Source organism: Paenibacillus tyrphae, from assembly GCF_027925525.1.
GTDB lineage: Bacteria > Bacillota > Bacilli > Paenibacillales > NBRC-103111 > Paenibacillus_G > Paenibacillus_G tyrfis_B.
Genome location: NZ_BSDJ01000017.1, coordinates 125,054 through 147,463, shown reverse-complemented (window position 1 = coordinate 147,463; position 22,410 = coordinate 125,054). Strand labels below are relative to the sequence as shown.

At 53.6% G+C, this 22,410-nt stretch carries 20 protein-coding genes and 7 tRNA genes; 20 read left to right on the top strand and 7 right to left on the bottom strand.

Features of this window, described 5'->3' with window-relative positions; translation table 11 throughout:
• The first annotated feature begins 101 nt into the window (after positions 1-101).
• The 9 genes from QMG93_RS20885 (at position 102) to QMG93_RS20845 (ending at position 3,851) form a co-directional block, all read left to right on the top strand.
• Positions 102-177 (top strand) — tRNA-Phe (locus tag QMG93_RS20885).
• Between the two features lie 17 nt (positions 178-194).
• Positions 195-280, top strand: a tRNA-Tyr gene (locus QMG93_RS20880).
• A gap of 12 nt (positions 281-292) precedes the next feature.
• Positions 293-365, top strand: a tRNA-Lys gene (locus tag QMG93_RS20875).
• Between the two features lie 8 nt (positions 366-373).
• Positions 374-459: transfer RNA gene (locus QMG93_RS20870), tRNA-Leu, on the top strand.
• Positions 460-470: 11 nt separating this feature from the next.
• A tRNA-Leu gene (locus QMG93_RS20865) sits at positions 471-554 on the top strand.
• Between the two features lie 7 nt (positions 555-561).
• Positions 562-636, top strand: a tRNA-Gly gene (locus tag QMG93_RS20860).
• 16 nt (positions 637-652) lie between these two features.
• Positions 653-726 (top strand) — tRNA-Arg (locus QMG93_RS20855).
• Positions 727-1,199: 473 nt separating this feature from the next.
• Positions 1,200-1,919 (top strand): thioesterase II family protein, encoded by a 720-nt coding sequence (locus QMG93_RS20850; RefSeq protein ID WP_281939782.1) that lies wholly within the window; start codon positions 1,200-1,202, stop codon positions 1,917-1,919.
• Positions 1,920-2,378: 459 nt separating this feature from the next.
• Entirely contained in the window at positions 2,379-3,851 is a 1,473-nt protein-coding gene (locus QMG93_RS20845; protein WP_281939781.1) for an amino acid permease, read from the top strand.
• Positions 3,852-3,900: 49 nt separating this feature from the next.
• Here QMG93_RS20845 and QMG93_RS20840 read toward each other — a convergent pair whose 3' ends face one another.
• From QMG93_RS20840 to QMG93_RS20825, 4 genes are all read right to left on the bottom strand, one after another.
• On the bottom strand, positions 3,901-5,208 hold the full coding sequence (locus QMG93_RS20840; protein ID WP_281939780.1) for a dicarboxylate/amino acid:cation symporter: 1,308 nt from the start codon (positions 5,206-5,208) through the stop codon (positions 3,901-3,903).
• Positions 5,209-5,353: 145 nt separating this feature from the next.
• Positions 5,354-6,100, bottom strand: coding sequence for a response regulator (locus tag QMG93_RS20835; protein WP_281939779.1), 747 nt, complete (start codon positions 6,098-6,100; stop codon positions 5,354-5,356).
• A gap of 57 nt (positions 6,101-6,157) precedes the next feature.
• On the bottom strand, positions 6,158-7,738 hold the full coding sequence (locus QMG93_RS20830; protein WP_281939799.1) for a sensor histidine kinase: 1,581 nt from the start codon (positions 7,736-7,738) through the stop codon (positions 6,158-6,160).
• Between the two features lie 141 nt (positions 7,739-7,879).
• Positions 7,880-8,344, bottom strand: a complete 465-nt coding sequence (locus QMG93_RS20825) for a hypothetical protein (RefSeq protein ID WP_281939777.1) — start codon at positions 8,342-8,344, stop codon at positions 7,880-7,882.
• Between the two features lie 166 nt (positions 8,345-8,510).
• Between QMG93_RS20825 and QMG93_RS20820 the strand changes: the two genes are divergently transcribed.
• Both QMG93_RS20820 and QMG93_RS20815 read left to right on the top strand, forming a co-directional pair.
• A complete protein-coding gene (locus QMG93_RS20820) occupies positions 8,511-9,569 on the top strand; it encodes a TRAP transporter substrate-binding protein (protein ID WP_281939775.1) in 1,059 nt (352 codons plus the stop codon).
• Positions 9,570-9,723: 154 nt separating this feature from the next.
• On the top strand, positions 9,724-10,128 hold the full coding sequence (locus QMG93_RS20815) for a hypothetical protein (protein WP_281939774.1): 405 nt from the start codon (positions 9,724-9,726) through the stop codon (positions 10,126-10,128).
• 59 nt (positions 10,129-10,187) lie between these two features.
• On the opposite strand, the gene QMG93_RS20810 is transcribed toward QMG93_RS20815, so the two are convergent.
• Positions 10,188-10,904: a 3D domain-containing protein gene (locus QMG93_RS20810; protein ID WP_281939773.1), complete on the bottom strand. Its 717-nt coding sequence runs from the start codon at positions 10,902-10,904 to the stop codon at positions 10,188-10,190.
• A gap of 208 nt (positions 10,905-11,112) precedes the next feature.
• Here QMG93_RS20810 and QMG93_RS20805 point away from each other — a divergent pair, with 208 nt between their 5' ends.
• From QMG93_RS20805 to phnE (QMG93_RS20775), 7 genes are all read left to right on the top strand, one after another.
• Entirely contained in the window at positions 11,113-11,928 is an 816-nt protein-coding gene (locus tag QMG93_RS20805; RefSeq protein ID WP_281939771.1) for a uroporphyrinogen-III synthase, read from the top strand.
• A 96-nt stretch (positions 11,929-12,024) separates the two neighbouring features.
• Positions 12,025-12,948: an ABC transporter ATP-binding protein gene (locus tag QMG93_RS20800; RefSeq protein WP_281939769.1), complete on the top strand. Its 924-nt coding sequence runs from the start codon at positions 12,025-12,027 to the stop codon at positions 12,946-12,948.
• The gene (locus tag QMG93_RS20795) at positions 12,941-13,714 is read left to right on the top strand and encodes an ABC transporter permease (RefSeq protein WP_281939767.1); all 774 of its coding nucleotides are present in this window, start codon (positions 12,941-12,943) and stop codon (positions 13,712-13,714) included. The genes QMG93_RS20800 and QMG93_RS20795 overlap by 8 nt, the downstream gene beginning before the upstream one ends.
• Before the next feature lie 122 nt (positions 13,715-13,836).
• On the top strand, positions 13,837-14,637 hold the full coding sequence (locus QMG93_RS20790; RefSeq protein ID WP_281939765.1) for a lipid II flippase Amj family protein: 801 nt from the start codon (positions 13,837-13,839) through the stop codon (positions 14,635-14,637).
• Between the two features lie 172 nt (positions 14,638-14,809).
• Positions 14,810-15,583, top strand: coding sequence for a phosphonate ABC transporter ATP-binding protein (phnC, locus tag QMG93_RS20785; RefSeq protein ID WP_216795259.1), 774 nt, complete (start codon positions 14,810-14,812; stop codon positions 15,581-15,583).
• Positions 15,580-16,371 carry a phosphonate ABC transporter, permease protein PhnE gene (gene phnE / locus QMG93_RS20780; protein ID WP_281939763.1) on the top strand — a complete coding sequence of 264 codons (792 nt, stop codon included), beginning with the start codon at positions 15,580-15,582 and terminating at the stop codon, positions 16,369-16,371. The genes phnC and phnE (QMG93_RS20780) overlap by 4 nt, the downstream gene beginning before the upstream one ends.
• Positions 16,368-17,159 carry a phosphonate ABC transporter, permease protein PhnE gene (gene phnE, locus QMG93_RS20775; protein ID WP_010499599.1) on the top strand — a complete coding sequence of 264 codons (792 nt, stop codon included), beginning with the start codon at positions 16,368-16,370 and terminating at the stop codon, positions 17,157-17,159. The genes phnE (QMG93_RS20780) and phnE (QMG93_RS20775) overlap by 4 nt, the downstream gene beginning before the upstream one ends.
• A 90-nt stretch (positions 17,160-17,249) precedes the next feature.
• Here the strand turns inward: phnE (QMG93_RS20775) and QMG93_RS20770 are convergent, their stop codons facing one another.
• A complete protein-coding gene (locus QMG93_RS20770) occupies positions 17,250-18,134 on the bottom strand; it encodes a LysR family transcriptional regulator (RefSeq protein WP_281939760.1) in 885 nt (294 codons plus the stop codon).
• Between the two features lie 126 nt (positions 18,135-18,260).
• On the opposite strand from QMG93_RS20770, the gene thrC reads away from it, so the two are divergent.
• Positions 18,261-19,514, top strand: coding sequence for a threonine synthase (gene thrC / locus QMG93_RS20765; RefSeq protein WP_281939759.1), 1,254 nt, complete (start codon positions 18,261-18,263; stop codon positions 19,512-19,514).
• Between the two features lie 57 nt (positions 19,515-19,571).
• Here thrC and QMG93_RS20760 read toward each other — a convergent pair whose 3' ends face one another.
• Positions 19,572-20,540 carry a phosphate/phosphite/phosphonate ABC transporter substrate-binding protein gene (locus tag QMG93_RS20760; RefSeq protein ID WP_281939757.1) on the bottom strand — a complete coding sequence of 323 codons (969 nt, stop codon included), beginning with the start codon at positions 20,538-20,540 and terminating at the stop codon, positions 19,572-19,574.
• A 197-nt stretch (positions 20,541-20,737) separates the two neighbouring features.
• Between QMG93_RS20760 and QMG93_RS20755 the strand changes: the two genes are divergently transcribed.
• Complete coding sequence (locus QMG93_RS20755; protein ID WP_281939755.1) at positions 20,738-22,321, top strand: bifunctional metallophosphatase/5'-nucleotidase; 1,584 nt, start codon at positions 20,738-20,740, stop codon at positions 22,319-22,321.
• Positions 22,322-22,410: the final 89 nt, after the last annotated feature.

Below are 22,410 nucleotides of genomic sequence, written 5' to 3'. Positions count from 1 at the left end.
CAGCGCCGATGGTACTTGGACCGCAGGGTCCTGGGAGAGTAGGACGTCGCCAAGCGGAATGCCCACATGGGTGGGTTTTTTCATGAAATAGGCCGGTGCCCGGCTCGGTAGCTCAGTCGGTAGAGCAGAGGACTGAAAATCCTCGTGTCGGCGGTTCGATTCCGTCCCGAGCCACCATGCTTTATAAGTAACACGGAGGCTTAGCGAAGTGGCCAAACGCAGCAGACTGTAAATCTGTTCTCTGACGAGTTCGGTGGTTCGAATCCATCAGCCTCCACCAGTTTTAGATTATGAGCCATTAGCTCAGTTGGTAGAGCACCTGACTTTTAATCAGGGTGTCGTAGGTTCGAGTCCTACATGGCTCACGTTATATGCGGTTGTGGTGGAATGGCAGACACGCTATCTTGAGGGGGTAGTGGGCGTATGCTCGTGGAGGTTCGAGTCCTCTCAACCGCACCAAAATCAAATATGCGGTCGTGGCGGAATTGGCAGACGCGCTAGATTCAGGTTCTAGTGGTGTAACAGCCGTGGAGGTTCGAGTCCTCTCGACCGCATCTTTACGCGGAAGTGGCTCAGGGGTAGAGCATCGCCTTGCCAAGGCGAGGGTCGCGGGTTCGAATCCCGTCTTCCGCTCCATTTATTTAAAAATTATGTGCCCTTAGCTCAGCCGGATAGAGCGTTTGACTACGAATCAAAAGGTCGGGAGTTCGAATCTCTCAGGGCACGTACTTTCCGCTTAATAAAGCGGGCAAAAAAATAAGAGCTGTTTTGAAGAAAGTAGAAATACTGACTTCAAGACAGCTCTTTTTTGTTGCAATGTTCGGCAAACGATTCTACGGGACAGGGCTAATAGAATCTTTTGCTTTTTTTCGTTAATGTATTACAAAATCTAAATATACAATACCTATTTTATTTGGTAAAATATAGGTCAATGTGGTTGTGGATTATATCCATCTTTCTTAGGAATTTCTATGCATCACGCACAAAATGCAAGCAAGGGAGGTTTGGAGTGAGGATCATAGTCATTTTGGCGTTTTCAGCAAATCGATGAATGGTCATCGACAGATGGGCCCGGCCGCTAAAACATTACAACTGAGGGATAAGAAGAGGCCGGATGGTCCGTCTTATGATACGGCTAGAAGCTTTAGCCAAAAGAACGCAAAATACGTTCTACTACACGGATTGGGGTGCTTCTTTCAATGAGTAAAATCCAGTTATTTTGCCTGCCTTATGCCGGAGGATCGGCTACGATCTATTCCAAATGGAAAAGAATATTGAGTGCGGATATTGAGTTGTATCCTGTGGAACTGGCCGGCAGAGGCCGGAGATTTAATGAGTCTCCTTATGATAACGTCGAACAAGCTATTGAAGATATATACCGTGAGATTGGCGGGAGACTGCATACCCCGTTCGCCTTGTTCGGGCACAGTATGGGAAGCTTGCTGACATATGAGCTCTGCTGCAAAATTAAGCAGCTAAAAGGCGTGGAGCCGGTACATATCTTTGCATCCGGGCGCCGGGCGCCGCAGTGTCCGCATGACAGGAAGGTGATGCACCTTCTCCCAGAAGCCGAATTTATGACGGAAGTGCACCAATTGGGAGGAACTCCGCGGGAACTGTTCGAAAACCGGGAACTGGCGGAGATTTTTATGCCGCTTTTAAGAGCGGACTATAAGCTGGTTGAAAGCTATGCTTACTATGAAAAAAATGTGAAGTTCGATTGCGACCTTACCGTATTGAATGGAAAAGAAGACGACATGGTTCCTGAGCATCTGACCGCTTGGGGCGACCATACCAACGGTTCCTTCAAGATTGTCGAGTATGATGGCGGACATTTTTTCATTCACGATCATACGGACTCTATCGTTAAACTGATTAACGAAACATTAAGTACGGTAACAATATCATTTAGCAGATAGTCTAGGCTAACAAAGTAGGGGATCGTCATCCATTCTGACGGTTCCTTTTTTGCCTTCAGACGAAGAAAAAAAGATTGGTAAGCCTCTCATATTCTTGCCCCTAGCAACGCCTCTAGAGTCGAAAGAAGGGCGGAGAAGCAGATTTAGCATAACCCTCTGATGTGTGCATCCTCCTATTAAGTCTTCGCCACTCCTACTTTTTCCACATAAGACGCCGTCAGACACTGATTTTTCGTGTGAGAGAAGCTGTCAAAAGATAGGACTAGATAAAAGGAAACGAAATATGATAGAATGGGTAGGCATATTGTTTAGATTTTATGAATAAACCTAAGAGGACCAAGTAGTCGCATACAGGTTGCGGCTTTTTTTATGCCCTATGAACTAGTTTAGAGCATTGAAAGCGCCATAAAAAATCTTTGATGAGGGTGACCTTAACATTTTCAGAAGGAGTAGCGATCTATGAACTCTACCCAAGTGGACAAATCTTCATCCCCGAATCAGTTGAAAAGAGGGCTGGCGGCCCGGCATATGACTATGATTTCGCTCGGCGGTTCCATCGGTACAGGCCTGTTTCTGGCCAGCGGCGGAGCCATTCATTCGGCCGGTCCGGGCGGAGCGTTCCTTGCGTATTTGATTATCGGCATCATGGTTTATTTTCTGGTAACGAGCTTAGGCGAAATGGCTACTTATATGCCGGTATCGGGGACGTTCAGCACGTATGCAACCCGCTTCGTGGACCCGTCGTTCGGGTTCGCGCTCGGTTGGAACTATTGGTACAACTGGGCGATAACGATAGCCGCCGAGCTGTCGGCAGCGACACTGATCATTAAATTTTGGCTTCCGGATAGTCCTTCTTTCCTCTGGAGCGCGTTATTTCTTGCCTTGATGGTGGGGCTCAATCTGCTTTCGGTAAAAAGCTATGGGGAGTCGGAGTACTGGTTTGCGTTAATTAAGGTCGTCACGATCATTGTGTTTATCGGAATCGGCATTCTGATGATCATCGGCATCTGGTCCAGCGAAGCGGTCGGCTTGCGCAATCTTACGATCGGCGACGCGCCTTTCCACGGAGGGTTCTTGGCTGCGCTCGGCGTATTTATGGCCGCAGGGTTCTCCTTTCAAGGAACGGAACTGGTTGGGGTAGCCGCCGGGGAAAGTGAAGATCCGCGCCGCAACGTGCCTAAGGCGATCCGTTCGGTTTTCTGGCGCATTCTGCTGTTTTATTTGATTGCTATTGCTGTCATCGGTCTGCTTATTCCGTATACGAACGAAAATTTGGCCAGCGATAACGTGGCGATGAGCCCGTTCACGATGGTATTTGAAAAAGCCGGCCTCAGCATCGCCGCATCGGTGATGAACGCCGTCATTCTTACATCGGTACTGTCAGCAGGGAACTCCGGCATGTACGCGTCGACGCGGATGCTGTGGGTACTGGCTAAAGAAGGGAAAGCGCCGCGCTTTCTCGCCAAGCTGAGCAAGAGAGGCGTTCCGGTTTACGCATTGTTGGTGACGAGCGCCTTGGGCATGTTCGCTTTCTTGTCCTCCTCGTTCGGTGACGGTGTCGTCTACACTTGGCTGCTGAATGCATCCGGCATGTCGGGCTTTATCGCCTGGCTCGGCATCGCGATAAGCCACTACCGTTTCCGCAAAGCTTATGTCGCTCAAGGCCTCGACATCAACGATCTGCCCTACAAAGCCAAATGGTTTCCGTTCGGGCCGATTCTGGCCGGGGTACTGTGCGCTATCGTTATCGTCGGTCAGTGTATGGGCGGGATTAAGGACGGTACGGTCGATTGGCCTTACCTGTTTGCTTCTTATATCGGTATTCCGCTCTTTTTGGTGATATGGCTGACGTATAAGTGGAAGCATAAAACGAAGATGCTGAAGTTGGAAGAATGTGTGTTCGACGAGACGATTGAGGAACGGTCGAAATAGGAAATAATAAAATAGCCGTCCCCGGCAAGGGGCGGCTGTTTTTTGTACGTTAATTCGTAGTGAGGGCTTTAGATTCGCTGCTTACATATACAGCTTCTTCCGAAGAAGGGGAGTCCGTGATCGTCTGATTGTCGAATTGCTTCTCGCTCTTCGCAATGACGACGGTGGCAACGCTGTTGCCGATCAGGTTCGTAATGGCGCGGGCTTCGGACATGAAGCGGTCAACGCCAAGCAGAAGCGCCATACCTTCGATCGGGATCACGTTGCCAGGGATGGCCGCAAGCGTGGCCGCCAAGGTGACGAAGCCGGAACCGGTAACGCCTGCCGCACCTTTGGAGGTCAGCATCAGCACACCCAGCAGCGTTACAATTTGGAGCAATGTCAGCTCAATGCCATAGGCTTGGGCGATAAAGAGCGCTGCCATCGATAAGTAAATCGACGTGCCGTCCAGGTTGAACGAGTAGCCGGTTGGGACGACCAGACCGACGACCGACTTGGAGCAGCCGTATTTCTCTAGACGTTCCATCAAGCGCGGCAGCGCCGATTCGGAGGAAGACGTGCCGAGCACCAGCAAAATTTCTTCTTTGATGAACTTCAGCAGATTGAAGATGCTGAAGCCGTAGAACCGGGCTACTGCGCCGAGAATAACGATGACGAACAGAATCATGGTGATATAGACGGAGCCCATCATTTTGCCAAGGGAGAACAGGGAGGCAATCCCGAATTTCCCGATCGTATAAGCCATGGCGCCGCCGGCGGCAATAGGGGAGAAGCGCATGATCATGGCGACCAATTTAAAGAAGATATCGTTCATTTTCTCGAAAAATTGCGTGACAGGTTTCGATTTCTCGCCTAGGGAAGCCATCGCGAGACCGAACATGACGGAGAACAGGAGCACCGGCAGCATGTCGCCTTTGGCGAGCGCGCCTACGACGCTATCCGGAATGACGCTGAGCAGAAAATCCATAAAGCCGTGCGGAGTTTCCGCCGCTTGCTTTGCATATTTCGCCACGTCGGCCGCATTGGCGCCGACTTTGCTGACATCCATGCCGGAACCGGGGCGGACGAGATACATGACGGCAATCCCGATCGCCATGGCGAAGGTCGTGATGATTTCGAAATACAGCAGGGCTTTACCGCCGATCCGGCCGATTTTTTTCATATCTCCCATATTCGCGAAACCGATTACAATTGTGAAAAAGACGATGGGGGCGATGACCATTTTGATCAGCTTGACGAACATGTCGCCGAGTACTTTGAGCTGCACCCCGAACGCCGGGAAAAATTGTCCGATCAAGATCCCAAGGACAATGGCAATCAAGACCTGAACCGTAAGGTTTTTGAAGTTGATTTTCATGGAAATCCCTCGTTTCTAATATTGCGTTCTCTTTTCGTGTTTTTATGTTATCGCTTTCATAATGGCTTGTGAATCATTAGGACATATTGGTTGTTTTGGTCTTTTTGGTCTTCAGAGCGCACAAAAAAACGGACCGCGTTGTTTGTTAACGCGATCCGCCGGGCGGTGAGGATAATCTGTATTTATTGACGGGGCGGCCGACCCCGTATTGGAGATCGAGACGGACTTGACCGCTCTTTTCCAAATAATCGAGATAGCGTCTGGCCGTCACCCTGGCGATGCCGACGCCTTCGGCGACCTCTTCCGCTGAAAGCGCCTCCGTTTGTAGTCGTAGAAATTGCACAATCTGCTTGAGAGTTACGGCCTGCAGCCCTTTGGGCAATTCCGCCGGATCTTCCATTTTCCCGTCTTGTGAAGACGCGTCATGGGTTCTTCCAAAAAGCAAGCGGTCCAGCTCGGATTGGGTAGCCGGACGGCCGCTATCCAGCGCTGACTTCATCTGCCGGTAATGCTCAAGCGCCTGTTTCACCCGTTCAAATTTAAACGGTTTCATAATGTAATCTACGGCCCCGTTCTGAAGCATCCGCTCGATGGTCCGCATATCGTTGGCCGCGCTGATCACCATAACATCGACGGGGGCTTGATTTCGGCGCAGCTCCAAGAGCGTCTCGATGCCGTCCCGCACCGGCATGAAAATATCGAGGATGACCAGATCGGGCTGCTGCTCCTTCACCATGCGCAAGCCTTCATCCCCGCTGGAGGCGATGCCGACAACAATAAAGCCTTCCACTCGCTCGACGAATTGACTGTTGACCTCCTGCACCATCGGATCGTCCTCGATCAATAGAACGCGGAAAGCGTCCTGCTTGAATTCATTCATACCATCTGCCATATTGCTTGTCATCTCCCTCACTTTCACTGTAAATGAAGAGCATCGGCCTGCAAAAAATTACTGCATCGGGAACGTAATGATGAACGTCGTTCCTTCTCCCGGAGCCGATTCGATCTGAATCGAGCCGCCGCCTTTCCGCACGATACCGTCGATCAGATGAAGGCCGATTCCGCGTCCGCCACCGCCTTTAGTTGTAAAACCGTGCTCGAATATGCGGGTTTTGACGGTCTCCTCCATACCGGAGCCATTGTCTTCGACGAGGACCGACAGCACCTCGTCATCTTGTTCGAGGCTGACGAAGATGCGCTTGTTATCCTTGGTCTGATGATGCAATGCATCAAAAGCATTTTCCAGGAGGTTGCCGAGCAGAATTACGAAATCGTGATGATCGAGCCGTTCGGGAAACCGTTCCAGCCGGCTTTGCCGATCAATGGTCACCTCGATGCCAAGCTCCCTGCCGCGGCTAATTTTGCCGAGCAGCAGACCGGTCAAGCTTTCGTTGTGAATGCGGCTGTCGAGGAATCGGGTCAGCTCTTCTTTCTGCTCGGTCATTTCGAACAAGTAATCAAGCGCTTTCTCGTTGCTACCGAGCTGAATCAAGCCGCCGATCGTATGCAGCTTGTTCATATATTCGTGGTTTTGCACGCGCAGCGCATCGACGAAGGTCCGAACGCCGGTCAGCTCTTCGGCCATCCGCGTCACATCCGTCCGGTCTTGAAAAATGGCGACGGCGCCGACGGTTTGTCCGCCTACGGTGATCGGCACCCGGTTACTCATGATCGGCGTGCCTTGAATGACCAGCTCTTGATTGAAGATCGGATGATTAAGTTCCAATATCTCGGGCAGCCGCGTATCGGGGAGCACCTCCCAGATCGACTTGCCGATGACGTCGCCCGATACTTTGAGCATCTGTTTCGCCTTCTCGTTGAAAATCGTGATGCGTTCGAACTTATCGATGGCAATGACGCCTTCATGCATCGCATTGAATGTCGCCGTACGTTCGAGCAGCAGCGCTGCGATTTCGTGAGGCTCCAGCTCGAACATCTGCCGCTTGATATGCTGGGCGAGCTTCCACGACCCCCACAGCCCGAAGAGCAGGGAAATGAACAGCACGACGTAGGCTTGGCTCGACAGGTCCAGGAGCACCTGCCCTACGGTCGGCTGGATACGGCCGACGAGCGCGACGCCGATCTGCGCATGCTCGGCGTTCATAATCGGCACGAAGGCGCGCAGCGCTGTGCCGAGCTCACCCTCCGCCTTGGACACGTAAGTGTGCTCGGCAAAGGCGGGGCCTTCATCGGCACCGGACGAAACGGTGCCGATTTTGCTTTCCACCGGATGCGACAGCCGCAGCCGGTGCATATCCATCACCACGACGTAGGTCACGTCGTTGATGATGCGAATGCGCTCGGCGGCAAGCTGGATGCCGTCGCGCATTCCGGGGTCCGCAATGCCGGAGACGACCTCCGGCATCTGCGCCACGGTACGGGCGGTCACAAGCAGCCGCCGCCCCAGCTCTTCCTCTTTCAGCCGCACGATGCTGCCAAGAAGAATCGTCCCTCCGATACAGAGTGAGAACAGGACGATGCCGAACGACAAAATCGCGATTTTCCAGTTGATTTTCAAGCGCTGCAGCATCATCCGTTCCCGCCCCCTTTCTACGATATATTATCATACAACAGGATGCGGCGGGATGGAAACAGAACAGCCCTTCCTTCGCAACCGGGATGGAGCGGGGACGGGCTGTCGATAAGCGGATATGTATTGAATAGGGAGGAATTACCCTCCCGGCATCTTCTTTTTCTCATCCTTCCCTTTGCCTTGCTGCTGCTCCGGGGATTTGTTTTTCTTCTCAGTCGATTCTTTTTTCGTTCCGGCTTTGCCTTGCTGCTTGGACTGCTGCTTTTCCTTTTTGCCGCCGGCCCACGGGTTGCTTCCCATACGAACTTTTTCCTGAAATTCGAGTTCCCGCTTCAGCATTTTTTGCTGGTCCTTTTGCAGCTTTTTAAGCTGCTTTTTCTCTTCCTTGCGGATCTTTTCCTGCTGCTCGCGCTCGCTTTTTTTTATATCCTGATACATCTTCATCTGCTGCTGAAGCACTGCATCGCCCTGTTTCCCTTGTTGCTGTTTTTGACTTTTTTGCTTTTGTTGCTGCTCTTGTTTTTTTCCGCCGCCGCAGCCCGTCAATACGATCGGCATCAGCAGAAGGCACCAAAGCAGACCCCGTACGAATCTTGCCGGCATCTCGTCTGAAACCTCCTTCGTTTGCGGGAAATCGTCCGCGCTTTTTCTTTAGTTTATCCGTTTCTTCAAAATTCATGTTCGGCTTGCACGTTACGGTCTTCGTTGAGTTAGGCGGCGACATGTGTTATTGTACATCATGATCATGACACTCCGGAGGTGGGCGGCCGTGAGGCCTTTGCTCGGAACGCTGTTTGTTGTATTAATCGGGCTTGCCGCTGCCGTGGCGATCGGATTTTATCCGGGCTTTTCCTCGACATCCGACGTGGTGGATGACGAGCAAGAAGGCTTTGACCAGGCATTGGTCATTAAATTCAGTCATGTCGTGGCCGAAAATACGCCTAAAGGTTTGGCGGCTCAAAGGTTTGCCAGACTGGTGTCCGAAAAAACAAACCGACGCGTGAAGGTCGAAGTGTTTCCAAACGCGGTACTCTATAACGAGACCGACGAAATGGATGCGCTTATGCGCGGCAACGTGCAGATGATTGCGCCTTCATTTGCAAATCTGTCCGAGCACGTTCCGGCGTGGCTGACGTTCGACCTGCCATATGCGTTTTTGAGCGATGAAGCGGTACAGGAAGCGTTTGACGGAGAGCTTGGGAAGCTGCTGTTCGATAAGCTGGCAAGCAAAAATTTGGTCGGCTTGTCCTATTGGGGCAACGGCTTCAAGCAAATGACTTCCAACCACGGGCCGCTGATCCATCCTTCGGATTTCAAAGAACAGCACTTTCGTATTTTGCCGAGCAAAGTGATCGAAGCGCAGTTTCGACTGTTTGATGCAAAAACGACGCCGATTCCGTTCAACGAAGTTTACCGCGGCCTGGAGTCGGGCGTCGTGGACGGCGAAGAGAATACGATTTCCAACATCCGCACGAAAAAGTTTTATCAAGTGCAAAAATATATGACCATCAGCAACCACGGATATCTCGGGTATACGGTGCTGATGAACAAATCGTTCTGGGACAAGCTGCCGGGGGATGTCAAGAAGCCCTTACTAGAAGCGCTGGAAGAAACGGCGCATTGGGCCAATGAGAATGCGATCGAGATGAACCGCCGCCAGCTTGAAGAGCTGCGCCATCAGGGAGGACTGGAAATTCATGTTCAAACGCCGGAGGAGCGCCGCGAATGGATGCAGCGATGGGAGCCGATTTATCAGGAGTTCGAGGCTACGATTGGAAAAGATGTTATGAGCCGCATTCGCCGGCTGCGGGAAAAGTACGGCGGTTGATGAAGCGATGACGGTGGCATGCTGGAATTCGACAATTTTTTTGCAGGATAACTCTTATTTTTAACCAGATATTGAAAAATAAATATAAATCATCATAAAAATGATAACATGAGAATTGTTCTTGGAAACCAATAATATATAAGGAGCCATGGTCATGAAAAAAATCGTATCTTTGGCTGTACTTTCGGCGTTATCCCTTACATCCATCGCCTCCGCTGCAAATGCAGAACAGTTGGCGCCGAATGCGATTCGTTCAACCGTTGTAGCTTCCGAGTCTATCGATGAATTTGCTCCTTACGGACTTGGCATGGAGTTTCAAACTGTAGCCGGCGCATATGAGTACGTCATAGTAATCTTAAATACAAGCGACAATTCAATAGTAACTGTAGAAACTTCCGGCAATGGGATGACTTATGGAGATGCGAAATTAGGTACCGTGTATAAGCTTTGGGTTAGGGCATACGATAAAGATGGTAGTCTGCTTAGACAAACAGATCCCAACGGAAATTATGTAAAATACACCACACCCGGTCAAAAGGTAAATCTAACTTGGAAATAAACAAAAAAGCAGGCTGCTTGATTAAAATTAATCAAGCAGCCTGCTTTTTTTGCCTTTATTTACGCCGTGCCTTCCAGCACATAAACCTTCACGTCTTTCTTCAAGCCGAAGTCGCGGGCCTGCTTTACGTCGTCCATGAACAAGTCGATTCGCGTGCCGCGGATCGCCGATCCAATATCTTCGGCTTTGCGGACGCCGATACCGTCGATGAAAACTGTCGAGCCCATCGGGATAACCGAAGGATCGACGGCAATCGTTCGTCCTTCCTCGGCTTTGCTGCCGCTGTAGGTGATGCCGTAGTCCGGATGGGACGGTTTCTTGCCGGTCGATTCGATTCCCGCGGTATAAGCCGTTAGCGTGGAAGTCAGCACCTGCCGGATGATCCCACCTTGTCCCCCGGGCAGTTCAATGCCGGCTTGTTCCGACGGAATCTGCAGCTGTTGTCCTGCCTGGAGCGATCCCGGATCGTTGATTCCATTGACGGCTAACAGTGTATCCACGGGGATTCCGAACGATCTGGAGATCCGATAAAGTGTATCGCCCGAACGCACTTTATAGGAGACAGGGGAAGGCATTGTCTTCATGACATGGCTTTCCGTCTGTGCTTCAGTCTCTGTGTCTCTTTGCAGGATCGCGTCCCATTCCTGGGACGTCATGGTCGTTTCGGCCAGATCCGAAGATGTATGGTAAGCATAGGCGGACCGCTCGGCCGCCGCTCCCAAGGTGACGATAAGAATGAGGCAAAGCGCGAGCCGAAAAATACTAGGACTAAACATTTCTTACTACTCCTCCTTTGAAAGAACTAGAGTGATAGTACTAGATTTGCCCGTGATCCCCGAATTTAAACGGGAAGGTAAAAATTCGTTTCTCCAAATCTATTGCTTGAACAGCAATCTTCCAGTATAGTACGAACTATATGTCAGATATGGTGACGCATTGCAGGAATAAGCGACCGGCAGAAGGTCAGCACAAGGGGGCAGCGGGATGAGCAGACTTGCAGGAAAACGAATTGCGCTTACTGGACCGAGGAAAGCGGCGGAGCTCAGCGTCATCGTGGAAAAGCTGGGCGGAGTACCGATCTTGCGGCCGGCCCAAGGAACCGTTGCCGTCGAGCGGGAGCAAGTGGAGACGGAAATCGCCCGACTGATCGAGACAGGGATCGATTGGGTGATTCTTACGACAGGGATCGGCACGGAGCTATTGGTGCAAGCGGCCGAAAGCATGGGCCAAAAGGAAGCGTTCGTGGAAACGTTGAGCCAAGCTCGAATCGCGGCCAGAGGCTACAAAACGATCAATTATTTAAAAACGTTAGGATTAACTCCTGCCGTGCGGGACGAGGACGGAACGACGGCCAGCCTGATCGCGGCGATGGAGCCTTATGAGCTTCAAGGGCAGCGGGTGGCGCTGCAGTTGTACGGCGATACCGCGCCAAGGCTTGTCCAATGGCTGGCCGAGCGGCAGGCGTCATACCGTGAAATTTTGCCGTATCGGCACGTTCCGCCCGCTCTGGAGGTGGTGGATACGCTGCTGAATGAAATCGTGAGCGGCGCCATCGATGCCGTGACGTTCACCAGCACCCCGCAGGTCCGGTTTTTGATGGCTTATGCGCGGGAGCAGGGGGTGGCGGATCGGGTGAAGGAAGCTTTTTCGAGCGGTGTCGTCGCCGTGGCAGTAGGCAAAGTAACGGCTGAAGCGCTTCGCGAAGAGGGCATCGCACGGGTCGTTGCACCGGAGCAGGAGCGGATGGGCAGCATGATCGTCAGCCTGGCGCAGTATTACGAGCAGGAATCCGGGGTGTAGAGCGTCGGTCGGTTCCGAAATTTGGTCCGAGATTTCAGGTATGGTATACTTTCCGTGTTAGGAAGGTATGCCCTATTTTTTACATATGGAGGCATTATGGATACGACTCCGGTAGTACAATTGCAGCAGGTAACCAAGCGAATCGGCTCCAAAACGATTGTGGACGGGCTGTCCTTCGCGGTGAAGCCCGGCGAAGTGTTCGGTTTTCTCGGACCGAACGGCGCGGGCAAGACGACAACGATCCGGATGATGGTCGGGTTAATGGCCATCACGGACGGCGAAGTGCTGATTCAGGGACACAGCGTGAAAACAAAGTTCGAGCAAGCGATGCTTCATGTCGGCGCGATTGTGGAGAACCCCGAGTTTTACGGATTTATGACCGGGTATCAGAACCTGGTTCATTTTGCCCGGATGATGCCGAATGTCCCAAAGGAACGTATTGACGAAGTGGTTCGGCTGGTGAAGCTGGAGAACCGCATTATGGATAAGGTAAAAACATATTCGCTCGGCATGCGGCAGCGTCTCGGCGTAGCCCAAGCGATCCTGCACCGCCCGTCGGTGCTCGTGCTCGACGAGCCGACCAATGGTCTGGACCCCGAGGGGATCCGCGAGCTGCGCGATTATTTGCGCCGGTTGGCTGCGGAGGAAGGGCTGGCGGTCATCGTTTCGAGCCACTTGCTGTCGGAGATGGAATTGATGTGCGACCGGGTAGCCATCATTCAGAACGGACGGCTGCTCGATGTCCGGTCGTTCAAGGAGGCGCCTTCGGAGACGGAGGACGTTGAGGTCCGGTTTGAAGTCGACCGCCCCGATGCGGCTCTTGAGCTGCTTGGCGAGGCGAATCGTGCGAAAACGGAAGGTGCGGAGCTCAGCGTATGGCTGCCGAACCGGCGCGAAGCGATCGCCGAGCTTAACGCCCGCTTCGTTGCGGCGGGAATCCGGGTTTACGGCATCCGGACGCTGACCAAAACGCTCGAGGAGCAGTTCCTCGAAGTGACGGGAGGGAACCGGATTGTCTAGCGTATTGCGCCTCATACAGAACGAGCAGATGAAAATTTATACCCGTCTGCGAACGTGGATCATGCTTGCTTTTGTCGTCTTGGCGGTTATTTCGATGGGCGCGATGATGAAGTATGTCCTCGAATCAGAGATGAACCACGTCCTTCAATTCATGAGCAACTCGGCGATTCTCGCCCCGCTCGTCACGATTTTTTCCGTCATTGTGGCGGGGGACAGCGTAGCTTCCGAATTTACGTGGGGCACCGTGAAGCTGCTGCTGATCCGCCCGGCCTCCCGCGGCAAAATATTATGGGCCAAGTACGTATCCGTGCTGCTGTTCATTGTCGAGCTGCTGCTGCTTATGCTGATCATCTCTTACTTTACGGGGCTTGTGCTATTCGGCGTCAGCGGTTCGGTTGCGCCCGACGGGACGATGCCGGCCATCCTTCAAGGATATGGGATCAAAGCGATAGAGATCGTGATGACGGCGACGCTGGCTTTTATGATTTCAACCGTGTTCCGGAGCAGCTCGCTGGCGATCGGACTCTCCATCTTCCTGATGTTTGTGTCCGGAACGATCGTAACCATTTTGGTGCAGCTCAGATATGCCTGGGTTAAATATTTGTTGTTCGCAAATACGGATTTGACTCCGTATTTGCACGGGGGCAAGCCGGTAGTCCCCGGGATGACGCTGGGCTTCTCGCTGACCGTTCTGGCCGCTCATTGGATTCTATTCTATGCCGTTTCCTGGCTGCTATTTACGAAGAGGGACGTCGCAGGCAGCTAGCAGGCGATCAAGAGACGTCATTCAACCGGCAAACCACTGCAAACGCGACAGCCGTCTTTGTTCTTGCGAATCAAGCGTGCGGTCGCGTTTTTGGCTTGTCTGCAAAACGAAGGAGGGGAAGCATGGTCGGATCGGTATGGCTCGTATTTGCGCTGACCTCGATCATTCACGGCGTGGAAACGCTATCTTATGCGGTAAGGCTGGCCGGCATCCGAACAGGAAAACTGGCAGTCGCCTTATCGCTCACCGGCATCATCGTTCTGATCTCCAGAACTTCGAATATGCTTCAAGGCACGTTATTCGGCAATCTGATCGATAAAGCGAAGCATGACCCGAACATTGCGCTCGGGTTTCAATTTCATTTGATCTTGATCGGGGCTTCCGTCGGGACGCTGGTGGCGCTTCTCGTTTTTCCGACGATGGTGTTCGTGGCCGCGCGGCTGATCGCCCGCCTTGAGGTCGTCGGGTCGCTGCCGGTCCTGATCCGGGAGTCCGTAACGATCGACAAGCTGAAATCGGTCAAGCGCGTATTTCGTCTGCCCCGTCTGGAGATGATCAGCCGGCTGCGGGTCGGCGGGATTCCGAAGCGGCTTTTGCTGATGAACACCTTGGTTACGGGCATCTACACGGTCGGCGTATTATCCGCGCTGTATGCGTCTTATCTCGTTCCCGAGAATGCGACAAGCGCCGCGCAATCGTCAGGGCTGATCAACGGGATTGCCACCATCCTGCTGACCATCTTCATCGATCCGCGAGTGGCGCTGCTGTCCGATAAGGCGATGTCCGGCAAGGTAAAGCAGGCGGAGCTCCATAAAATGTTCGGCATCCTGATGCTGTCGCGGCTGGCTGGTACTTTGCTTGCCCAGCTTTTGCTCCTGCCGGGAGCGAAGGTGATTGCGTTTATTTGCGGGTTACTGTTTTAATCAAGCAGTGACGATTATTCTTTTACAGTTCTGGGAGTCAAGTCCTGCCGGCAAGAAGTGTTAAGCTTTCATTAATATGGTCATTTGGGGCGCATCAGAAGAGGAAAAACGCGATTCATGTCGAATTAAAATCTGTCAGTTTAAATTAGTTAAAGGGGACTATCATTAGACTATGATTGAATTCCAAAATGTGTCCAAGGTATATCCGAACGGAACCGTAGGTCTCAAAAATATTAATTTGACCATGGACAAAGGCGAATTTATTGTTATCGTCGGTCTCTCGGGAGCGGGAAAATCGACACTGCTGCGCTCGATCAACAGACTGCATGAAATTACCGACGGCCAAATTCTCATCGACGGGCGGTCGATTACGGCGGCAAAGGGAGCACAGCTCCGAAATCTGCGCCGCGATATCGGCATGATTTTTCAAAATTTCAACTTAGTCAAACGTTCCTCCGTTCTTCGTAACGTTCTTTCCGGCCGTGTCGGTTACCATTCGACGCTGCGGACGCTGCTCGGGCTGTTCCCGAAACAAGACGTGGAGCTCGCGCTTCAAGCGCTTGAGCGCGTAAATATTCGGGAGAAGGCGTATGCCCGTGCGGACGAGCTGTCCGGCGGACAGCAGCAGCGCGTCTCGATCGCCAGAGCGCTTGCCCAGGAAGCCAAAATCATTCTGGCGGACGAGCCGGTCGCCTCGCTGGACCCGTTGACGACGCGTCAGGTGATGGACGACCTGAAACGGATCAATCAGGAGCTCGGCATCACGACCGTCGTTAACCTTCACTTTATCGACTTGGCGCGGGAATACGCGACCCGCATTATCGGCCTGCGTGCAGGTGAGGTCGTGTTCGACGGTCCCGTATCGGAAGCGACGGACGAGGCCTTCTCGGGCATTTACGGGCGCGCGATCAAGAAGGACGAGCTTCTGGGGGTGGAGGCGGAATGACCGGGCCCGAACGCCGCGATATCCTGAAAAAGCCGTCCAATGCGAAGTCGTATATGACGACGCTGGTTCTCATTTTTCTGTTATGGTGGAGCGCGGATAAAACCGACTCCAGTATTGCCACTTTGATCAATGGCTTCCCGGAGATGGGCAAGCTGCTCGTTGAGATGGTTCCTCCCGACTGGAGCTATATCGATGTCGTCTGGAAGCCGATGATGGAAACGATACAAATGGCGGTGATCGGCACGACGCTCGGCGGGCTGGTCGCGATTCCGATCGCTTTGCTTGCAGCCGGCAACGTAACCCGCAGCCCGTGGATTTATCATCCGGCGCGCATTATTCTCAACCTGATCCGGACGATCCCGGAGCTGCTTTTTGCCGGATTGTTCGTTGCGATCTTCGGCATCGGGGCGATGCCCGGGGTGCTGGCGCTCGCTTTCTTCTCCTTCGGCTTGATCGCCAAGCTGACCTACGAGTCGATCGAAGCGGTCGATTCGGGCCCTTTAGAAGCGATGACGGCCGTTGGGGCCAACAAGCTGCAATGGATTCATTTTGGCGTCGTGCCGCAGGTGGCGGCGCAATATATCGCGTATTTTTTGTACACGTTTGAAGTCAATGTCCGGGCTGCCGCCGTGTTAGGCTTGGTCGGTGCGGGCGGGATCGGGCTAACGCTCGACCGGACGCTGCAGCAGTTCCGTTATGACCGTTCGGCCCTTATCATTATTTTGACGCTAGCGATCGTGCTGCTGATTGATTTCGTGAGCACGAAGATAAGGGAGAGGCTGTTATGAATCAGACGACGACTAAAAAACCGTTCCGCATTCGCTTCTGGCTCGTGGCGATCATTATATTGGCCATTTATCTCTGGTCTTTTCTCGGCATTAAGTTCGAAGGCTTGACGGAAAATGCCGGTCGGGATTTCGCCGCCATTCTCCGCGGCTTGTTCCATCCCGATTGGGGCTATGTCTACATGCCCGAAGGCGAGGATCTGATCCGGGGACTGCTCGATACGCTCGCGATTTCCATTATCGGTACGTTTATTTCGGCGTTTCTGTGCGTGCCGTTTGCCTTCTGGGCGGCGAACAACATGAGCCGTTTCCGCTGGGTATCCGGCAGCGGCAAATTTATGCTGAGCTTTATCCGGACGTTCCCGGAAATCATCATGGCGATCATCTTCATCAAAGCGGTGGGCCCGGGCGCTTATGCCGGGGTGCTGGCGCTAGGCTTGCACTCGATCGGGATGCTCGGGAAGCTATATTCGGAGGCGATCGAAAATCTCGATCTCGGGCCGACCGAGGCGTTAACCGCCTGTGGCGCCAACCGCCTGCAGGTGCTGTGGTTCGCCGTCATTCCGCAGGTGTTGCCGCACTTCTTCTCGTATGCACTGTATCGCTTCGAGATTAACATCCGTTCCGCTACCATCCTTGGTCTGATCGGGGCGGGTGGGATCGGGGCGCCGCTCATTCTGGCGCTGGAAGCCCGCGCATGGAACCGCGTCGGCGTTATTCTGCTCGGGATCATCGTCATGGTCACCATTATCGATATTATTTCTTCCGCTATTCGCAAACGTCTGGTATAGGTGCAGTTCACAAAGCCCGCTTTTTTCGGATCACATTGTCCGAAAGCGGGCTTTTTTGTGCGGAAATGGCCCGCTTCTTCTTATTCGCCCCTAAACCCGGCCGGTAATCAGCTCGACAAACGCCGCAGCTTGTCCAGATAGCGGCTCACCCTCTCGCCAATAGACTGCAATCGGGTTCTTCACCTCAGGATGCTTCACCCGCACCCGCACGACCTCGCCTCGCTCGACGAATTCCCGCACCTCGGCGGCCGAGGCGAAGAGCACGCCGTAGCCAGCAGCGACTGCCCGCACGGCTTCGTTCATTCCGCCCAGCTCGACGCCGATGTCTGGCGTGGCGAGGCTTGACATCCGGCATAGGGCAAGCAGCATTTCGCGAGTTGAGCTGCCTTCTTCGCGCATGATGAACGTTTCTTTCAATACATCGGCGAGCCCGACTTCCTGGCCTGCATGCGAATGATCCGGAGGGACGACGAACCACATTGGGTCCTCGAATAGCACGCTGCGTGTCAACCGGGGGGAAGCGGCGATACCGCCGCCGATGACGGCGACATCGGCTTCATACCGTTCCAGACGTTCAAGCGACTGCTGGGCGTTTCCGGTATATTGAGTCAGCCGCACCTCGGCAAACTTCCGCTTGTAGGCGGCGATCCAGCCGGGCAGCAAGAAGTTGGCCGGAAGGTACGTCGCGGCGATCCGCAGCGAGCCGGACCGTCCTGTCCGGTAATCGTCGACGAGCGTTTCCAGCTCCTGCTCCAAAGCGAATAATCGCTCGGCATGGGCGGCTAGGAACGTTCCCGCTTCCGTCAGCCAGATGCCCCTTCCCTTCGGGGCCAGCAGGAAGAGGCCGAGCTCCTTCTCCAAGTTGCGGATCTGCATCGTGACCGCAGGCTGGCTGATGCGCAACATCTCGGAGGCGCGGGTGACGCTTTGGCTCCGGGCGACGATATGAAATATTTTTAACGCGTGGAGGTTCATGAGTTTCGCTCCATTCATAAAATTAATTTATGATTACTTGAAATAAATATATTATACTTATATGTTTTTTCGTTTTATTCTAAAGTCGAATGAAGCAAATCGCAATAGCGAGAAGGAGCGAGCGGCATGAAATTGAGCTGTACGGAGTGCGGAGAAGAACGGAGCCTCACCGATCCGGTATGGCGCTGCGAATGCGGCGGGCTGCTTCAGGTCGAGCAGAGCCTTGGAGCGTTGGACGGCGAGAAGCTGCAGCGCGTCTTCGACGAGCGCCTGGCGCAGCGCAATACGCCCTATGCAAGCGGGGTGTGGCGCTATAAGGAGCTGATTCACCCGGAGCTTCCGGTAGAGCGGGTCGTAACCAAATACGAGGGCAACACGGGGCTGTACGGCTCCGAACCGGTCCGCCGCTTTACCGGAGTCCGGGACTTGCGGCTTAAGGCGCAGAGCGAGAATCCAAGCGGCTCCTTCAAGGATAACGGGATGACGGTCGCCGTGTCGCAAGGCGCGTGGCTCGGGTATGAGCGGTTTGCCTGCTCGTCGACGGGAAATACGTCTTCGTCGCTTGCAATGTATGCGGCGCTTTCCGGCAAAGCCTCGTACGTCTTTGTCCCAGAGGAAGGCGTTGCAGACGGGAAAGTGCTGCAAACGGCGGCTTATGGTGCGCGAATGATCCGGTTCCAGGGCACCTACGACGATGGGATTCGCTTCTTGGAACGGCATGCGGCCAATCTGGAGCTGTACGTATGCAATTCGATTAATCCGTTTCGGATTGAGGGACAAAAAAGCATCGTCTACGAAATCGCGCAGGCTCTAAACTGGACAATGTCGGATTGGATCGTGCTGCCCGGCGGGGCGCTGAGCAATGTATCCGCGCTGGGCAAAGGGCTGCAGGACATGCTGGCAGTAGGACTCATTTCGCGTATGCCTCGGGTGGCGGTCGTGCAAGCGGAAGGCGCGAGTCCGTTCCACCGGATGATCGCACACGGTCTGAAAGAGCTGATACCGGAGCCCCGGCCGCATACGCTGGCCAGCGCGCTTAATATCGGCAACCCGCCAAGCTGGAAAAAAGCTGCCGCCGTGCTGCAAGCGACCCGCGGCGTAACGGTTTCCGTGACCGATGCGGAGATCATGGAGGCGAAAGCGGTGATCGACCGGGCGGGTATCGGCTGCGAACCGGCCTCTGCGGCGTCGGCGGCAGGGCTTCGCAAGCTGGTCGCGCAGGGGGTCGTGGATAAGGACGAGACGGCGGTGTGCCTTTTGACTGGGCATTTGTTAAAGGACGCCGACGCCTTGCAACGGTATGTGACGAGGGATGCTGATGAAGCAGGGATCCCTGGGTCTTCGACGTTGGAACTGGATCAAGTCAAGGAGCGCCTGTAACGCAAAAAAGGAGCGCCGCTGAGGAAAGCAGGGTGCTCCTTTTGCTGAAATCTTATATTACTTCTGGCCGATGCCTTTGGAATATTCGCGAACGACGTCGAATTTCTTGTCGTCGGATTTCACGTAGCCGCGGTGCGAGTACACGTCGAAAATGATTTTTCCGCCTTCCGGATCTTTACCGATATCGATGAACGCTTGAGCGATTTTGTCTCTCCATTCTTGATCCATATCTTTGCGAACGGCGATCGTGTCGTTCGGAATCGGAGCCGTAAAAGCAACCACTTTTGTTTTCTCGAAAATGTCCGGAATGTCTTTCTTCACCGTATTGCGCGCGTCTTGGAACACAGCCGCTGCATCCACTTGTCCGTTCATCACGGCCAGAATGCCTTTGTCGTGTCCTTTTACTTCGATGCCCGTTACGTCTTTCTCCGGATCGACGCCCGCTTTTTTCATTTCGTTAGCCGGCCATACGAAGCCTGCGGAGGACGTTACGCCCTGCCAAGCGATTTTTTTGCCTTTCAGGTCTTTCAATTCTTTGATCGGGGAGTCTGCTTTAACGATGATCATTGCTTTGTAGAAGTCAACCAGGTCTTTGGTGTCGGCGCCCGTTTTTTCGTCTACGCCGTAACGTTGAGCTTGCAGAAGCAGGTCCGCTGCTTTCTTCTCGTCATGCGCCAGCACGTAAGCGTTCGGAGGCAGGAAGCCGATATCGACTTGCTTGGAAGCCATCGCTTCGATAACGGTGTTGTAGTTGGTCGAGACGGATACTTTAACCGGAATGCCGAGCTTGTCGCCGAGCAGCTTTTCCAGCGGCTTCGCCTTCGCTTCCAGCGTCTCTGCGCTTTGGGAAGGAACGAATTGCACTTTCAATTCTTTAGGCTGATAGCCTTTCGCCGCAGGCGCTTCTTGCTTTTTGTCGGAAGGAGCAGGGGTTGCAGAATTGTTCTCTGTTTTCGTACCGCAACCTGCTGCAATCCCGGCGGTAAGCACCAGGGACAGACTGACTGCTGCAAACTTTTTAAACATGGAATGGACCTCCTGTTAACTTGTTAAATCAAAATCCATTTCCTACTATACCACAGATTCGGATAACCCATAGTAAATTTTTTGTGAAAAAGCCCTAAAAATGTCGAAAAATATTTTTGGATCCCGACGGATGGTTCTCCGGCGCTAAATTTGATATAGTGGATTCAATTCTATGGAAAAACGGAGTTGAAATCAAGGTGGTTCAAAAGCTGACAGTCACGATTCTGGAAACAAGCGACCTTCACGGGGCGCTGCTGCCGATCCAGTATGCCAACAACAGCGCAACGGAAACGGGCTTCGCCAAAATCGCATCGATCATTCGCAAGGAGCGCCAAAAGGGCGGGCCGCTACTGCTTATCGATAATGGGGATTTGATTCAAGGGACGCCGCTGGCGTATCATCATGCCAAACTGAACGGCGGAGAGCCGAATCCGATGATCCAGTGTCTGAATGAGATCGGGTACGACGCAGCCGTTATCGGGAATCACGAGTTCAACTATGGGATGGAGCTGCTGCGCAAAGCGGTTGGGGAATCGAATTTCCCTTGGCTCAGCGCCAATATCGTCGATGAGGCGACCGGCGAACCGGTATTCGGCAAGCCTTATCTGGTCAAGACGCTCGAACATGGGCTCAAAATCGGCGTGCTGGGGCTGACGACGCCTTACATCCCGCATTGGGAGAAGCCCGAGCATATCGCGGGCCTGCGTTTTGAGGATGCCGTAGAGACGGCCAAGCGGTGGGTGAAGCATCTGCGCGAGCACGAGGGAGCGGACGTCGTGATCGTCTCCTATCACGGAGGGTTTGAGCGGCACTTGGAATCCGGCGAGCCGACGGAACCGTTGACGGGGGAAAATCAAGGCTACGCGCTCTGCCGCGAAGTGGAAGGCATCGACGTGCTGCTCACGGGTCACCAGCATCGTTCCATCAGCGGAACGAGCATCAACGGGGTGACGGTTGTGCAGCCCGGCAGCGCAGGCGCCTGGCTCGGCAAAGTTACGCTGACGCTGGGCTTGGAAGCGGGAAGCTGGCGCGTGCTGGAAGCCGCGTCGGAATTGGTGTCCCCGCAAGGCGAAGCGCCGGATTCTGCGGTGATGGGGATCGTGGAGCCGCACGAACGCCTTGCGCAGGTATGGCTGGATCAGCCGATCGGGCGTCTGCTTGGCGACATGCGCATCACCGATCCGATGCAGGTCCGGCTGAAGGAGCATCCGCTCATCGAGTTTATCAACCGGGTTCAGATGGAGCTGTCGGGGGCCCCGATCTCGAACACTGCGCTGTTCGACAACATCTCGCCGGGATTTCCCGAGCATATCACGATGCGGGACATTGTCTCCAATTACATCTATCCGAACACGCTGCAGGTCATCGGGGTGTCGGGGCATGATATCCGCGCCGCACTGGAGCGCTCGGCCTCGTACTTTGCCCATTATGACGGAAGCGGTCCGGTGCAGGTGAGTGCGGAATTCAGCGATCCGAAGCCGCAGCATTACAATTACGACATGTGGGAAGGCATTGAGTACCGCATCAACATTTCGCGTCCGATAGGACAGCGGATCGTCGAGCTGAGCTACAACGGCAAGCCGATCGATCCGGAAGCGGAATACGACGTCGTCATGAACAATTACCGGGCGGCAGGCGGCGGAAACTACCTGATGTTCCAAGGGAAGCCGATCGTGAAGGACATTCCGACCGATATGGCGGAGCTGCTGGCCGGCTATATTATGGAGCGGGGAACGATCGAAGCGTCGCTGAACCGAAATTGGGAAGTCGTTTGGGACTAAACCAATAGGATATATGGCAAAAAAGAAGACTGCGGTTCTGTGAATGATGTGTTTCACAGGCCGCAGTCTTCTTGTATGATGTCAACTCG

Bases quoted from the DNA above. Each gene is read 5' to 3' on its own strand.
- QMG93_RS20850 (WP_281939782.1), top strand. From the start codon at position 1,200: ATGAGTAAAATCCAGTTATTTTGCCTGCCTTATGCCGGAGGATCGGCT.
- QMG93_RS20845 (WP_281939781.1), top strand. From the start codon at position 2,379: ATGAACTCTACCCAAGTGGACAAATCTTCATCCCCGAATCAGTTGAAA.
- QMG93_RS20840 (WP_281939780.1), bottom strand. From the start codon at position 5,208: ATGAAAATCAACTTCAAAAACCTTACGGTTCAGGTCTTGATTGCCATT.
- QMG93_RS20835 (WP_281939779.1), bottom strand. From the start codon at position 6,100: ATGGCAGATGGTATGAATGAATTCAAGCAGGACGCTTTCCGCGTTCTA.
- QMG93_RS20830 (WP_281939799.1), bottom strand. From the start codon at position 7,738: ATGCTGCAGCGCTTGAAAATCAACTGGAAAATCGCGATTTTGTCGTTC.
- QMG93_RS20825 (WP_281939777.1), bottom strand. From the start codon at position 8,344: ATGCCGGCAAGATTCGTACGGGGTCTGCTTTGGTGCCTTCTGCTGATG.
- QMG93_RS20815 (WP_281939774.1), top strand. From the start codon at position 9,724: ATGAAAAAAATCGTATCTTTGGCTGTACTTTCGGCGTTATCCCTTACA.
- QMG93_RS20810 (WP_281939773.1), bottom strand. From the start codon at position 10,904: ATGTTTAGTCCTAGTATTTTTCGGCTCGCGCTTTGCCTCATTCTTATC.
- QMG93_RS20805 (WP_281939771.1), top strand. From the start codon at position 11,113: ATGAGCAGACTTGCAGGAAAACGAATTGCGCTTACTGGACCGAGGAAA.
- QMG93_RS20800 (WP_281939769.1), top strand. From the start codon at position 12,025: ATGGATACGACTCCGGTAGTACAATTGCAGCAGGTAACCAAGCGAATC.
- QMG93_RS20790 (WP_281939765.1), top strand. From the start codon at position 13,837: ATGGTCGGATCGGTATGGCTCGTATTTGCGCTGACCTCGATCATTCAC.
- phnC (WP_216795259.1), top strand. From the start codon at position 14,810: ATGATTGAATTCCAAAATGTGTCCAAGGTATATCCGAACGGAACCGTA.
- phnE (WP_281939763.1), top strand. From the start codon at position 15,580: ATGACCGGGCCCGAACGCCGCGATATCCTGAAAAAGCCGTCCAATGCG.
- phnE (WP_010499599.1), top strand. From the start codon at position 16,368: ATGAATCAGACGACGACTAAAAAACCGTTCCGCATTCGCTTCTGGCTC.
- QMG93_RS20770 (WP_281939760.1), bottom strand. From the start codon at position 18,134: ATGAACCTCCACGCGTTAAAAATATTTCATATCGTCGCCCGGAGCCAA.
- thrC (WP_281939759.1), top strand. From the start codon at position 18,261: ATGAAATTGAGCTGTACGGAGTGCGGAGAAGAACGGAGCCTCACCGAT.
- QMG93_RS20760 (WP_281939757.1), bottom strand. From the start codon at position 20,540: ATGTTTAAAAAGTTTGCAGCAGTCAGTCTGTCCCTGGTGCTTACCGCC.